The organism is Arthrobacter sp. UYEF20 (assembly GCF_040546335.1).
In the GTDB taxonomy this organism is placed as follows: Bacteria; Actinomycetota; Actinomycetes; order Actinomycetales; family Micrococcaceae; genus Arthrobacter.
On sequence record NZ_JBEPNP010000004.1, the window covers coordinates 107,818 to 120,989 of the forward strand.

Genomic DNA, 13,172 nt, shown 5'->3' on the forward strand with positions numbered 1-13,172 from the left:
CAGCAAGGAGACCCCGTGGCCGATACCCGATATCTGGTCCACGGGGTCTTTTGGGATGGTCCGGCGCCCGCTGCGGACTTTCCCGGGGGCGGACCGCCGTCGCTGCGGCTGCAGGACCCCTCCGGCACCTTCACCGAACTGGCGCACGACGCCGGCACCCGCCTCGGTTTCCGGCTCGCCGCCGCCGGGAAGTCCTGCCTTGGGCGCCACTTGGTGCACGGTCCCGCGGACCGGGACCACGTCCTCTGCCCCGACCGTGATGCCGCCACGAGGGGGAGCCAGTGCGAGCGCTGCTTCGTGCTGGACGATTCGCGGCTCATCCACGACTTCCACCGCGGCGGGCGGGTCCCGCCGGGGCTGCGCGCGTACCTGATGCAGCAGCACTGGCTGTACGTTGCCACCTTCGCCAACGGTGCCAGCAAGGTGGGCACGGCATCCCACGTGCGCAAATGGAACCGGCTCGCCGAGCAAGGCGCCGTCGTCGCCCGGTATGTCGCCCGCGCCGACGACGGCCGGGTGGTCCGGATCCTCGAAGACCTCGTGACCCGCGACGCCGGACTGCCGCAGCAGGTCCGCTCGGCCGCCAAAGCGGCCGCGCTCGTGGCGCCGGCAGCCGCCGTCGAACTCGACGCCATGAACGGACGGCTGGCCGCGGAGGTCCGGACGCTGCTCTCCGGTGCCGGCATTGAGGACTTCGAGGTGGTGAATGAGCGGTGGGCGAGGCCGGAGCTCTCCGCCAACGCGTGCGCACCGGCCGCCCGGCATGCCTACCCCCACCACCTGAGTGCCGGAACGCACGGGTTCCGGATTGACTCGCTGAGCGGCAGCATCGCGCTCGCGGCGCTGGACGGCAGCGAGCTGGAATTCGTGGTGGACCTGGGGCAGCTCAAGGCACGGGTGATCGAACTCGGTGACCATGGCTCGGACGTCCCGGCCGTGCAGGAATCGTTGTTCTGAGGATCCCGGGAAGGGATCCGACGGCGGCGCCGGTAGACTTGCACGGTGCTGAACGAATTCTGGGCCTCCGCGTCAACCACCTACAAGGTGCTCGTTTTCAGCGCCATGGGTCTGATTGCCCTCGGCATCATCCTGAACATCGTGGGCAACACCTCCCACAACCAGGGCCTGGCCGTGGCCTCCCTGCCGGTCATCGGCCTCGGGCTGATCCTGCACATCGTGGGGCTCGTGGTCCGCGGCCAGACGATCCGGAAGAACCTCAAGCGCTGACAGGAGCGTTCCGCCGGACCTGCTGCGCGCGGTCCACGGCCGCCGGCAGGGCCGTGAACAGGTGCCGTGGTGCCGCAGGGACCTGATCACCCCAGCCGTCAAGTGGTCCAGCTGATCCGGCTGGACGCCCTTCAGCAGCACCGTGACGCCCCGCAGCCCCAGCGCCGAAATGACCTCGGCAAGGTGTGAGCGCCGGTGGCGTCCAAGCATCCGCACCTGCGAGAGCCGGTGCCGGCCGCCGCGGGAGTCGACCTGGAAGCACTGCCGTTCACCGGCTCACCGCTGAATCAAATAGTCCGGGAACTTCTGCACCCGCGCCAGGAGCTGTCCGGGTAGATACCTCCTGCCCGGGGCGATCGTTTCGGTGACCTGGTGGAGGGTAGCCATGCGAGGGGGTTGAGCCGGCGTCCCCGGCACCCCTTTGCTGCGGACGGTCTGGTTGTAGACGATCCGACTTTCAAAGACCGGCAGCCAGCATTGACTCACATAATGAGTTCATGTTCATACTGTAGGAGTGTGACCTGACTTACTGACCGACATGGATCCAATGGAGGATTACTCATGGAAGATTGGCAAATACTCAGCATCACGGGGGCGGTGATCATCGGCATCGTCGTCATGATCCTTCGTCTCCGGATCAATCCGGCGTTGTCGCTGGTGATCGGAGCAACTGCACTGGGCCTTCTTACGGGTCTGGGAGCGGCCGAGACCACGAAGACGGTGATGACCGGCTTCGGCGACATCATGACCAAGGTGGGACTACTCATAGCCTGGGGCGTCCTGATGGGGGCCATCCTGAACGAAATGGGAGCCATTTCGAAACTGGTGGACAAGTTGCTGCACGTCTTCGGACCCAAGGGTGTGCCATATGCGCTGGGCCTGACCATCGGCACGCTGCTGCAGTCAATATTCCTTGACGTGCTCCTGGTGATGAGCGCTCCGCTGGCGCGCAGGATCGCCCCGAAGCTGGGCAAGTTCGGCACCGCGAAAATGGCGACCGCCATGGCCATCAGCCTCGAGTGCGGCATCGTCCTGATGGTCCCCGGGGTCGCCACAGTGGCCCTCGCCGGCCTACTCCAGGTTCCGCTGGGCGAAATGCTCATCTTCGGCCTCCTGGTTATCATTCCCACGATCCTCGTATCGATCTTCCTCATGAACTTCTTCATCCAGCGCGGGCTGTGGAATACCGAGACGGATGAGGAACAGGCCGTGGCGGAATCCCCGGAGTTGGAGGATGCCGACGGGATGGTGGTCCACACCGTTTCGCACGTGCACGGACACAGCGAGCACGCTGTGGTTCAGGGCGGCGGGACCGAACGCACGACGACGTCGAGCCGGGTGGGTCTGCTGCCCCATGACGTACGCGAACCCGGGACCAGTGCCTCCCGGGAGCCGGGGCTCCTGCTGATGTTCGGGCCCATGCCCGTTTCCCTGGTGCTGATCGCTTCCGGAGCGTTCCTGAAAATGGCGGGACTCACCTCGGAGATCACGGTCTTCCTCTCAACGCCGGTGGTTGCCCTGCTTATCGGCCTGCTGGGAACCAGCCTCGTTGCGCGGATGACAATCGGCACAAAGCGGGTCGAGGCTGCAGTGGCGAACGGTTTCAAGGAATCCGGACAGATCCTGATCCTGACCGGCGCCGGCGGATCGCTCGCTGCGATGGTGGCTACCAGCGGAATGGGAGAGATCATGGGGAAGTACTTCTCAGCCTCAAGCGTTGCCCCGCTGCTCGTGGTCTGGGGCATCGCCGCTGTCCTGCACATCGCCGTCGGATCCGTATCGATTTCGGCGATCACTGCTGCAGGGCTGCTCGCCCCGATCGCGCCCGCGCTGGGAATCAACCCGGTGCTGCTGGCACTGGCAGCCGGCGCCGGATCGCTGTTCGTCGTCCACGTCACGTCGAACACCTTCTGGCTGCTGCAGTCCATGCTCGGCCAAACCACCCGCGGAACACTGAAAAGCTGCACCCTGGGTGTCTCCCTCGCCTCCGTCGTGGCCCTGGGCTTCACGCTCGTGCTGAGCATCTTCATCTAAGAAAGAACTAAGGCTAATGACAATTGACAACATCGTGGCCCCGCTTCAAGGCGTCCGAGTCCTGGAACTGGGCAATTACATTGCCGCCCCCACCGCCGGCCGCCTGCTTGCCGACTTCGGCGCGGAAGTCATCAAGGTGGAGCGGCCCCGCACCGGCGACGAGCTCAGAAACTGGAGACTGTACGCGGGGGACACCTCGATGCTCTACCGGACCATCAACCGCAACAAGAAGTCCGTCGTCATCGATCTGCGGACCGAGGAAGGCCGGGAACTTGTCCTGGAACTGGCCGCGGCCTCGGACATCGTGCTGGAGAACTTCCGTCCCGGCACGCTGGAAAAATGGGGTCTTGGCCCGGAAGTGTTGAACGAAGCCAATCCGGAGCTGATCTTGACTCGGATTTCCGCCTTCGGCCAGACCGGCCCGATGGCGGCACGGCCCGGCTTCGCCGCTGTCGCGGAAGCCTTCGGAGGTTTCCGGGACCTGGTGGGGGATCCTGACCGGCCCCCGGTGCGGGTGGGAGTTTCCATTGGTGACACGATCGCCGGCCTGTACGCGGCCTTCGGGTCGGTCATGTCGCTCTTCGAACGCGAAATCAAGCGCGGCAAAACCCCGATTCCGCTCGGGCAACGGATGATCGACGTCGCGCTGAACGAAGCGATGCTGTCGGTAACGGAGTCCCTAATTCCCGACCACACGGCCTTTGGCATCAACCGCCAACGGACCGGCGGACGGATGGAAGGCATCGCCCCTTCGAATGCCTACCTGTGCCTCGGCGGAAGCATCGTGGTGGCCGGCAACGGCGACGCCATCTTCAAACGCTACATGGATGTCATCCGGCGCCCTGATCTCGGCATCGATCCTGGGCTGCAGACGAACGCGGACCGGTGGGAACGGCGGGACGAGCTGGACCAGGCCATCGGCGACTGGTCAAAGAACCTGACGGTAAAAGAAGCCCTGGCCGCCCTCGACGCAGCAGGGGTGCCCGCCGGACCCATCTACACCGCGGCGGACATCGTCTCCGACGCCCAATACGCCGCCAGGAACATGATCCAGAGATTCGATGTATCCACAGGCCAGGAAACACTGTCCAATGTGGCATTCCCCGGAATCATCCCGGTCATCGGGGGAAAATCCCTGCCGATCAGGAACCTCGGGCCGGATCTCGGCGCGGACACCAGGGCGGTTCTCGAACGGGTGCTCGGCAAGACGCCGGACGAGGCCGATTCCCTGATGGCAAAGATGGAGATGGAAACAGTATGAACACCAACGGACATGATTTTCAGTTGCGGGACGTGACCCTCCGGGACGGACTGCAGCTCACCGGCGGCATGCTCTCCACCGAACGGAAGGCCGCAATCGTGCGGTCGCTCCTGGACGCCGGTGTGCCGGCCGTTGAGATCGGTTCGATGGCGCGCGCCGACCTCGTGCCGTCCATGGCCAACACGGTTGAGCTCATAGCTTCCCTCACCCCCAAGGAACTGGAAAAGTGCTGGATCTGGGTGGCCACCCCCGGGCACGTGGCCAAGGCCGCCGCTGCCGGGGCGCGCAACTTCCAGTACTGCCTCTCGGCGTCCGACTCGCACAACAAGGCGAACATCGGCCGCACCACGGACGAGAGCCTTGCCGCACTGCCCCAGGCGGTGGAGTACGCCCAGGCGGTCAACGGGCACATCCAACTCTGCATCGCCACCTCGTTCACGTGTCCCTTCGAAGGAACGGTCCCGGAGGAGCGCGTGCTGTCCATCGCCAATGACCCGCGCGCTGCGGGCACCACGGACGTCGTCCTCTGCGACACCCTCGGCCAGGCCATCCCCGCGCAGGTTTCCGGGCTGATCCGGCTCGTCCGGGAAGAGTCCCCGGCGAGGCGGATCGTCTACCACGGTCACGACACCTGGGGGCTGGGCGTGGCAAACACCCTTGCCGCCATCCAGGCCGGGGCCGCCATGGTGGACGGCGCGCTGGGCGGCCTGGGCGGCTGTCCCTTTGCCCCGGGCGCCAGCGGAAACACCTCCACCGAGGACATCCTGTTCGCCACCCGTCCCGGCTGGCTGACTGTCGAAAGGTTCGCAGGACTGGTCGGAATGTCCGAGAAGCTGCTGGCAGAACTTGGCGAACCCAACCGGTCGAAGGCCGCCCAGGGCGCCCGGTCCAAGGCGGCGGCCTTCGAATGGGTGATCCCGTCAGACAGCCCGCCTGCCGGGAACATGCCCTGCGGCACGGGAGGCAACTGAACATGGTCAGCAACTTTCTGGTGACCACCGCCATCCCGGATCCGGGACTTCAACTGCTTCATGACGCCGGCCGGGTGACCGTGCTGCCCGAACCTCCCGACTACGAGACGCTCGCGGCGCTGTGCGCCTCAGGTGATTTCGACGTCGTCCTCACCCAGCTGCGCGACGTGATCGACGCGCCACTCTTGGCCGCCGCCCGCGTGCGGGGCGTGTCCAACTTCGCCGTCGGGTACAACAACATCGACGTCGATGCCGCCACCCGCTACGGCATCATGGTGGGCAATACGCCCGGTGTCCTGACGGATGCGACGGCGGACATCGCCATGCTGCTCATCCTCGGCACGGCCCGCCGTGTGGTGGAAGCGGACCGGCTGGTCCGCGACGGCCAGTTCCATGGCTGGGAGCCGGAGCTCCTCCTGGGCCGCGATGTCTCCGGTGCCGTGCTGGGCCTCGCCGGGTTTGGCCGGATCGCCCGTGCCACCGCCCGGCGCGCCCTCGGCTTCGGCATGGAGGTCCTCTTTTCGCCGCGGCCGCCGGGCGACCGCCCCGTCAGCGACGAGGAACTCGGCGAGTTCGCGGGCAACGTCCGGCAGGTGCGGTGGGAAGACCTCGTAGAGCGCAGCGACTTCCTCTCCGTGCACGTGCCGCTGACTGACCAGACCCGGCATCTCGTGGACGCCGACGTGCTGCGCCGCATGCGGCCCGACGCTATCCTGATCAACACCGCCCGTGGGCCGATCGTGCACGAGGCCGCCCTGGTGGACGCACTGCGGGACCGTGTCATTGCCGGCGCCGGTTTGGACGTCTTCGAGGACGAACCGCGGCTGGCTCCGGGGCTGGCCGAGCTGCCCAACACGGTCCTGCTGCCCCACGTGGGCAGCGCCACCGTTGCCGTCCGCAGCGAGATGGCCCGGCTCAGCGCCCTGAACGCAGTGGCCATCGCCGAAGGACGCATGCCGCCGCATGCCGTCAACCCACTGGTCCGGGCATGACGATTCTTGTTGCCCCGGACAGCTTCAAGGGGACGTACTCAGCCCTCGAGGTTGCAGCGGCAGTCACCGCAGGCATCACCGACGGCGGCGGCAGGGCAATGCCGCTACCTGTCGCAGACGGTGGCGAGGGGACCTTCGACGCCCTTTGCCACAGCCTGAGGACGTCGCCGGTGACGGCCGACGTCGTCAATTCCTGGGGTGAGCCGCTGCAGGCGATCATAGGGCTGGCAGCCGACGGGACCGCCGTCGTCGAAGTTGCCCAAGCGAGCGGCCTCACCGCCGCGCGGAACAGCCCCGAGGACGCCCTGACGGCCAGCACGTACGGCACGGGCCTGCTGATAACGGCCGCTATCAGTCATGGAGCCACGCACATTCTGGTGGCAGCAGGCGGTTCTGCGACGACGGACGGCGGGGCTGGGGCCGTGCAGGCGATCACCGAAAAGGGCGGTCTTCAGGGTGCCCGGATCACTGTCCTGTCTGACGTGACCACCAGCTTCCTTGACGCGCCACGCGTCTTTGGGCCGCAGAAGGGTGCAGATCCTGCAACCGTGCGGCTGCTGGAAGAACGCCTGTATCAGCTGGCCACTACGTATCCGCGAAATCCAGCCGGCGTGCCGCGCACTGGCGCGGCCGGCGGACTTTCCGGCGGGTTGTGGGCGAACTTAGGCGCAGCTCTGGTTTCCGGGGCAGACGCCGTCCTGGACGCCGCGACCTTCGACCGGCATTTGGAGCGCGCTGCGGCCGTCGTTGTGGGCGAGGGGCGGCTCGATACGCAGACCGGGGAAGCATCATGCCTCGCCGGGAAACCGCCCACCTATCAACCTCGTCATGTTGTCGGCTGTTGCCAGGAGCGGTTCCACCCATGCCTCGCAGGTCTCCAACGGCATTCTCAGAGTCGGACCGCTGATGGTCACCGCCCCCACCAAGGCGGCCGCGGAGTCGAAAACCGGGGCAGAAAGACCCGAGGCACCGTCTTCACGCTCGCCCACGGTGATGGCAAATCCGTCTGACCGGGTCCTCTTCACCGCAGCTTCCAGATCTTCAGAACTGGTAATGGTGGAATCGGTGATCGACTCCAGCGGGGCGTGCCGGACGGCGTCCATGAGCTCCGGATCCCAGGCCAGGAGGACCCGCCCCGCAGAACCCGCATGGAGCGGGAGGATCTTCCCAAGGTGCATTTCCCGGCGGAGGGCGTGCCGCGTGTCCGCCATGGCGACGCACACGCGGTACTGCTGCTCCGCCTTGAAGAAGCACGCGGTCTCGCCCGTGCTGTCCCGCAGCGTCTTGAGCAAGGGCCCGATGATGTCCAGGACTTCCATTCCTCGAGTGGCGGGGGCCGCCCAATACGCCATCCGCACGCCGATCCGGTACCGGTCATCCACCCTGTCAATGAATCCGTGCCCCACGAGGTTCCCCACCAGACGCTGCACCGTGGACGTCGGAAGACCCGTCGAATCGCGAATTTCAGCCAACGTCAACTCCGGCCGGGCGAGTGAAAAGGAATCCAAAATGTCACTAATTTTCGCCAGGACAAGAAGAGGGGCGGGCCCCTGGTTCGTGGGAGTAACCATGAGCCAATTCTATGGTCGGCCCACATTGCAGCGACTGTCCGACTCTCACACTTGCGGAACTTCAACATCGGAGAAGAAGTTTGGGCGGTGACGTAGGTATGGAGAGTGGGAGGGTTATGCCGTCACGTTTGCACTGTCGCCGGCGGTTGCGGCAAACGATGTTCCACTGACCATGCGGGCTTCCTCGGATGCCAGGAACACCACAAGCGGAGCCACGTCCGCAGGGTCGATCCATGGCACGCCCAGCGGGCTTTTTGCCATCAAGGACTTCCGTGCTGCGGCCTCGTCTTTCGCCTCGTCCCCCGTGGCCTCGCCGCCGCCGGTCGCGATCGCCTGCGCATAGCGGTCCTCGTGGCGGGTGAGTGCTGTGTCAATCAGGCCAGGGATGACTGCGTTGACGGTGATGCCGTGCTCCCCGAGTTCCAGTGCGGCCGACTTCATGAGGCCGATGATCCCCCACTTCGAGGCGGAGTACGAGGACCCCCACTTCGTCCCGTGTTGCCCCTGTGTGGAGGAGGTGACGATAATCCGGCCGCCACCACGACGCACCAGGAGCGGTGCAAAGACGCGCAGAACGTTGGCGGTGCCGTTGAGGTTGTTCTCGATTTGGTCGAACCAGTCCGCGTCTTCCATCTCCAGCAAGGGTTTGAACGCTTGGATGCCGGCATTTGCAAACACAATGTCGACACCGCCCCAATCCTCTTCCACCGCCTCGCTGATCCCCCGCAGATCGGTGATGTTCCTGTGGTCGGCGATGAACTGCCTCCAACGGACGCCATTCGCAGTTACTTGATCACCGGTCTCGGCTAGCTCGGCCGGCGACGCGGGGGCGAAAGTGTCGATCGGGCTGACTTCGGCTGCGATGTCGATGCCCACAACGTCTGCCCCGGCGCGGGCGAGAGCGATAGCACTGGCCCGCCCGATACCGCGTGCCGCGCCCGTGACCACCGCGCTCTTTCCGTCCAGACGTCCGGTGGTCCAACTCTTCTTCTCGGCCACAGCGAATGCTCCTCTCGGGCTCCGGCAGATGGACGCTTGCCGGTGGTGACGCGGCCCAGTCTACGGGGGATCCGGGCGAATATACCCGGGTCCGCTCCGAAGGCCGCGCAGACGATAGGCGACGGTTCCCCTTCCACAACGGTTCGTGGGCGGCGTGGCGCTAGGCTGGATCCATGACTATCAATCCGGATCTGCAGGGCCGCAGCTACCCTGCCGCAGAGATGTACGAGGTGGGCCGCGAGAAGATCCGCGAGTTCGCGCGTGCGGTAAAAGCCACCCACCCCGCCCACTTCGATGTGGACGCGGCCGCGGCGCTGGGCCACAGCGACCTCGTGGCCCCGCCGACCTTCGCGATCATCGTCGCCCAGCGCGCCGATGCCCAGCTGATAGAGGATCCGGACTCCGGCATCGACTTCTCCCGCGTGGTCCACGCCGACCAGCGCTTCACCCACCACCGTCCGATTGTCGCCGGCGACCGGCTGGTCGCGGAGCTGCACGTCGACGGCGTCCGCGCCATGGGCGGCGGCGCCATGATCACCACCCGCTCGGAAATCTTTGCGCTTGCCGCAGGTGCAGACGCAGTCGCGGCCGGCGATGACTCCCGCGAGGCTGTCGCCACCGCCACCTCGTCCATCCTGGTCCGCGGAGAGGGACAGTGATGAACAAGAAACAGGGCATGAGCACAGCAACCACCCCCACGCTTGCAAGCCTCACGGTCGGCCAGGACATCGGCAGCCGCAGCATCGACGTCGCCCGCACTGACCTGGTGAAGTATGCCGGCGCGTCCGGTGACTTCAATCCGATCCACTGGAACGAGGCCTTCGCCACCGGCGTCGGGCTGCCCGGCGTGATCGCGCACGGCATGTTCACCATGGGTGCGGCCGTCCAGCTGGTCACCGACTGGGCCGGCGACCCCGCCGCCGTCGTCGATTTCCAGACCCGCTTCACCAAGCCCGTCCCGGTGGCCGACACCACGGGAACCCCGGAGCCCGGTGCCGTGATCGAGGTCAGCGGCGCCATCGGAGCGCTCGACGCCGGCGCGGGCACCGCCCGCGTGGACCTCACCGTCGTCTCGGGCGGCCAGAAGGTGCTGGTGAAGGCGCAGGCCGTCGTCAGGCTGGCGTGACCAAGATCGTGACAAAGATGCTGCCGTGACCAAGGATGTCTTCGTCCCGGCTGCCGAGATCACGCACTGGCGGAACGCTGTGGTGGTGGCCTACGGGGCCAGCGGAATCGCGTTTTCCACCTAGGTGTCCCGGCTGCCGGCCATCCGCGACGGCCTGGACCTGACGCCAGGCACCATTGGGCTGCTCCTGCTCTGCATGACGGCGGGGTCCTTCCTGTCCGTGTCCGCCTCGGGCCTGATTGTCCTTCGGCTTGGCCCCAAGCGCACCATCCAGATCGGCAGCATCCTGGTCGGGTTCGGGCTGGTGCTCGCAGGCTTCGGCACGTCGGTCCTGGTCAACCCCTTGGCCGTAGCGGCGGGCCTGGCAGTGATCGGGCTGGGCACCGCGAGCTGGAACACCGCGTCCAATGTCGAGGGCGCCGCCGTCGAGCGGGCAGTGCGCCGGCACATCATGCCCCGGCTGCACGGTTCCTTCAGCCTGGGAACAGTGGCAGGAGCCGGGCTGGGTGCATGGGCCGCCGGTGCCGGCATCCCGGTGTTCTGGCATCTGGCAGCCGGCGGGCTCGTGGTGGCCGGCTCGGTGGCCACTGCCGCCGCCTGGTTCCGTGCAGACATCACTCCGGTCGAGGCGGAACGCCCCTTCAAGGCATCCGGGACGGATACCTTCGAGGATCCCTCCACCGGGCCCATCCCCATCGTCCGGCAGACGGACGCGGTCCCCGAGCAGCCGCTGGACAACAAACGCCAGATCACCCAGGCCTGGCGGGACCGCAGGACACTCCTGCTGGGCGTCCTGGTGCTGGGCCTTGCCCTTGCCGAGGGGGCGGCGGGCGACTGGGTGGCCCTGGCGCTCGCCGACGGCCACGGCCAGACCGATGCCGCCGGCGCCGCCGGGTACGGGCTGTTTGTCACCTTCATGACCGTGGGCCGCTTCGCCGGCACCCTGGTCCTGGACCGCTTCGGCCGCGTCCCGGTGATGCGCTGGTGCGCCGCCCTGGCCGTGCTGGGCCTGGGTCTGTTCGTCTTTGCCCCGGTTCCGTGGCTGGCCTACGTGGCCCTGGCGATCTGGGGACTTGGCGCCTCGCTGGGCTTCCCGGTGGGCATGTCCGCCGCAGCCGACGACCCCGCCAAGGCCGCCGCCCGGGTCTCCGTTGTGTCCACGATCGGTTACGGCGCGTTTCTCTGCGGTCCGCCCCTGCTGGGTCTGCTGGCCGAACACGTGGGCATCCTGCACTCGCTGCTGGCCGTGATGGTGATGATCGTGGTCAGTTTCCTGCTCTCCCCGGTAGCCCGCAAGATCAGTTAGCCTGCCGGGCACCGCCGGCCCGCTTGCCGGGGAGCCGCCCATCCCGGCTAGGCTGGTGAGGTGACCCAGACACTGCTTTCCGCCCTAACCACGGCTGCCGTCGGCGGCCCCGCCGGCAACTTCATCGAAGCCCGCACAGAGGCCGAAATCATCGACGCCGTCCGCTCGGCCGACGCCGCCGGCGAGCCGCTGCTGATCATCGGCGGGGGTTCCAACCTGCTGGTCTCCGACGCCGGGTTTCCCGGGACCGTCCTGAAGATCGCGTCGGAGGGGTTCGCCGTCAACGCCGAGGATTCCTGTGGCGGGGCGGCCGTCGTGGTCCAGGCCGGCCATAACTGGGACGCGCTCGTGGCGCACGCGGTGCTGCACGCCTGGTCCGGCATCGAGGCGCTGGCCGGCATCCCGGGCGCCACCGGCGCCACGCCCGTGCAGAATGTCGGGGCCTACGGTTCCGACGTCTCCCAGACCATCGCCGCCGTGCGCACCTGGGACCGGGAACGCAACGCCGTCCGGACCTTCACGAATTCGGAGCTGAAGTTCGGCTACCGCGATTCCGTCCTCAAGCAGACCACCGTCAACGGCTCCCCGCGCTTCGTGGTCCTCACGGTGGAGTTCCAGCTTCCGCTGGGCCGGATGAGCGCCCCGGTCCGCTACGCCGAACTTGCCCGGAGCCTCGGCGTCGAGGCGGGCCGCCGGGCGTACTCGAATGACGTCCGGCGCGAGGTGCTCCGGCTACGGGCCTCCAAGGGTATGGTCTGGGATCCTTCGGACCGGGACACCTATTCCACCGGTTCGTTCTTCACCAACCCGATCGTTCCGGCGGAGTCGGCTGCGCAATTGCCGGCGGACGCTCCCCGGTATCCGGGCGGAACGGACGGGCTGACGAAGCTCTCGGCCGCCTGGCTGATCGACCAGGCCGGGTTCGGCAAAGGCTTCGGGCTCGACGCCGGCAGCGTCTCGGGCGGCCGTGCTTCGCTGTCCACGAAGCACACCCTGGCTATCACCAACCGGGGTGGCGCGCGGACCGAGGACATGCTGGCAATCGCGCGGGAGGTGCGGCGCGGCGTCGTCGAACGCTTCGGCATTGAACTGCATCCGGAACCGCTGCTGATCGGCGTGGAGCTCTAGGAAACGGCGTCTGCCGCCGGCACAGTTGCCGCTCAGCTCCGGCGGCCGCGCGGGGAAACCTTGCTGAACAGCATGAAGGTGAAGCCCGACGCCGCGGCGCCCAGCAGGAACACCTCGCAGAACGCCACGGACTGCGCGCTGGGTCCGCTCCGGAGCAGCAGACCGGCGCAGGCGAAGACGACGGCCCCGGCGAGCAGGGCCAGGGAACCCAGCAGGAAGCTCTGCACCGTGGCTGGAAGCTCCGCCCCGGTCTCGAGCCGGAGATCCGCGTCCCGCGGCTCGGCGGCGGGCCGGGCTTCGGCGCGCGGCTGCAGCGCGGCGGCCGGGACGAAGGCGGCCACGGAGACGGCCATACACACGCTGGCGACAAGCTGCATGGTGCTCATCATGGGGGAGAGGCGGGTTCCGCTGGCGATGGCGACGGCGAGGCCGGCAGCCATTCCGGCCGCGCTGGAGGCCCAGCCCAGCAGGGCAAGCTTCCTGCACAGGGGCCGCAACAGGGGCCACATCTCGCTCATGGTCATGTACCAAGCGTAGGGAGTCCTGCTGGAAGGCGG

General features: G+C 67.1%; 12 protein-coding genes and 2 pseudogenes. 11 read left to right on the forward strand and 3 right to left on the reverse strand.

What is annotated here, in order from left to right:
- The first annotated feature begins 15 nt into the window (after nt 1-15).
- The 7 genes and pseudogenes from ABIB26_RS06305 to ABIB26_RS06335 all read left to right on the forward strand — a co-directional run.
- Entirely contained in the window at nt 16-957 is a 942-nt protein-coding gene (locus ABIB26_RS06305) for a DUF2797 domain-containing protein (protein WP_354240621.1), read from the forward strand.
- A gap of 45 nt (nt 958-1,002) precedes the next feature.
- Nucleotides 1,003-1,227: a DUF3188 domain-containing protein gene (locus ABIB26_RS06310; protein WP_354240623.1), complete on the forward strand. Its 225-nt coding sequence runs from the start codon at nt 1,003-1,005 to the stop codon at nt 1,225-1,227.
- 561 nt (nt 1,228-1,788) lie between these two features.
- Entirely contained in the window at nt 1,789-3,261 is a 1,473-nt protein-coding gene (locus ABIB26_RS06315) for a GntP family permease (RefSeq protein WP_354240625.1), read from the forward strand.
- 16 nt (nt 3,262-3,277) lie between these two features.
- Nucleotides 3,278-4,522, forward strand: a complete 1,245-nt coding sequence (locus ABIB26_RS06320) for a CaiB/BaiF CoA transferase family protein (RefSeq protein WP_354240626.1) — start codon at nt 3,278-3,280, stop codon at nt 4,520-4,522.
- Nucleotides 4,519-5,493, forward strand: a complete 975-nt coding sequence (locus ABIB26_RS06325) for a hydroxymethylglutaryl-CoA lyase-like TIM-barrel protein (protein WP_354240628.1) — start codon at nt 4,519-4,521, stop codon at nt 5,491-5,493. The genes ABIB26_RS06320 and ABIB26_RS06325 overlap by 4 nt, the downstream gene beginning before the upstream one ends.
- A 2-nt stretch (nt 5,494-5,495) precedes the next feature.
- Nucleotides 5,496-6,485, forward strand: a complete 990-nt coding sequence (locus tag ABIB26_RS06330; RefSeq protein WP_354240630.1) for a 2-hydroxyacid dehydrogenase — start codon at nt 5,496-5,498, stop codon at nt 6,483-6,485.
- Nucleotides 6,482-7,258 (forward strand): annotated as a pseudogene (locus ABIB26_RS06335) (glycerate kinase); the annotation flags it as partial. The gene ABIB26_RS06330 and the pseudogene ABIB26_RS06335, both read left to right, overlap by 4 nt.
- A gap of 15 nt (nt 7,259-7,273) precedes the next feature.
- On the opposite strand, the gene ABIB26_RS06340 reads toward ABIB26_RS06335, so the two are convergent.
- Both ABIB26_RS06340 and ABIB26_RS06345 read right to left on the reverse strand, forming a co-directional pair.
- A complete protein-coding gene (locus ABIB26_RS06340; protein WP_354240632.1) occupies nt 7,274-8,056 on the reverse strand; it encodes an IclR family transcriptional regulator in 783 nt (260 codons plus the stop codon).
- Nucleotides 8,057-8,170: 114 nt separating this feature from the next.
- A complete protein-coding gene (locus ABIB26_RS06345; RefSeq protein WP_354240634.1) occupies nt 8,171-9,055 on the reverse strand; it encodes an SDR family NAD(P)-dependent oxidoreductase in 885 nt (294 codons plus the stop codon).
- 173 nt (nt 9,056-9,228) lie between these two features.
- Here ABIB26_RS06345 and ABIB26_RS06350 point away from each other — a divergent pair, with 173 nt between their 5' ends.
- From ABIB26_RS06350 to ABIB26_RS06365, 4 genes and pseudogenes are all read left to right on the forward strand, one after another.
- On the forward strand, nt 9,229-9,714 hold the full coding sequence (locus ABIB26_RS06350) for an FAS1-like dehydratase domain-containing protein (protein WP_354240636.1): 486 nt from the start codon (nt 9,229-9,231) through the stop codon (nt 9,712-9,714).
- A gap of 17 nt (nt 9,715-9,731) precedes the next feature.
- A complete protein-coding gene (locus ABIB26_RS06355; RefSeq protein WP_354240638.1) occupies nt 9,732-10,181 on the forward strand; it encodes a MaoC family dehydratase in 450 nt (149 codons plus the stop codon).
- Nucleotides 10,182-10,206: 25 nt separating this feature from the next.
- A pseudogene (locus ABIB26_RS06360) lies at nt 10,207-11,487 on the forward strand (MFS transporter).
- Nucleotides 11,488-11,547: 60 nt separating this feature from the next.
- On the forward strand, nt 11,548-12,615 hold the full coding sequence (locus ABIB26_RS06365) for a UDP-N-acetylmuramate dehydrogenase (protein WP_354240640.1): 1,068 nt from the start codon (nt 11,548-11,550) through the stop codon (nt 12,613-12,615).
- Between the two features lie 32 nt (nt 12,616-12,647).
- Here the strand turns inward: ABIB26_RS06365 and ABIB26_RS06370 are convergent, their stop codons facing one another.
- The gene (locus ABIB26_RS06370; RefSeq protein ID WP_354240642.1) at nt 12,648-13,139 is read right to left on the reverse strand and encodes a hypothetical protein; all 492 of its coding nucleotides are present in this window, start codon (nt 13,137-13,139) and stop codon (nt 12,648-12,650) included.
- Nucleotides 13,140-13,172: the final 33 nt, after the last annotated feature.

What these genes read in the sequence shown, in the direction of transcription:
- ABIB26_RS06340 (WP_354240632.1), bottom strand. Translation starts at nt 8,056, where the DNA reads ATGGTTACTCCCACGAACCAGGGGCCCGCCCCTCTTCTTGTCCTGGCG.
- ABIB26_RS06320 (WP_354240626.1), top strand. Translation starts at nt 3,278, where the DNA reads ATGACAATTGACAACATCGTGGCCCCGCTTCAAGGCGTCCGAGTCCTG.
- ABIB26_RS06355 (WP_354240638.1), top strand. Translation starts at nt 9,732, where the DNA reads ATGAGCACAGCAACCACCCCCACGCTTGCAAGCCTCACGGTCGGCCAG.
- ABIB26_RS06315 (WP_354240625.1), top strand. Translation starts at nt 1,789, where the DNA reads ATGGAAGATTGGCAAATACTCAGCATCACGGGGGCGGTGATCATCGGC.
- ABIB26_RS06350 (WP_354240636.1), top strand. Translation starts at nt 9,229, where the DNA reads ATGACTATCAATCCGGATCTGCAGGGCCGCAGCTACCCTGCCGCAGAG.
- ABIB26_RS06330 (WP_354240630.1), top strand. Translation starts at nt 5,496, where the DNA reads ATGGTCAGCAACTTTCTGGTGACCACCGCCATCCCGGATCCGGGACTT.
- ABIB26_RS06325 (WP_354240628.1), top strand. Translation starts at nt 4,519, where the DNA reads ATGAACACCAACGGACATGATTTTCAGTTGCGGGACGTGACCCTCCGG.
- ABIB26_RS06370 (WP_354240642.1), bottom strand. Translation starts at nt 13,139, where the DNA reads ATGACCATGAGCGAGATGTGGCCCCTGTTGCGGCCCCTGTGCAGGAAG.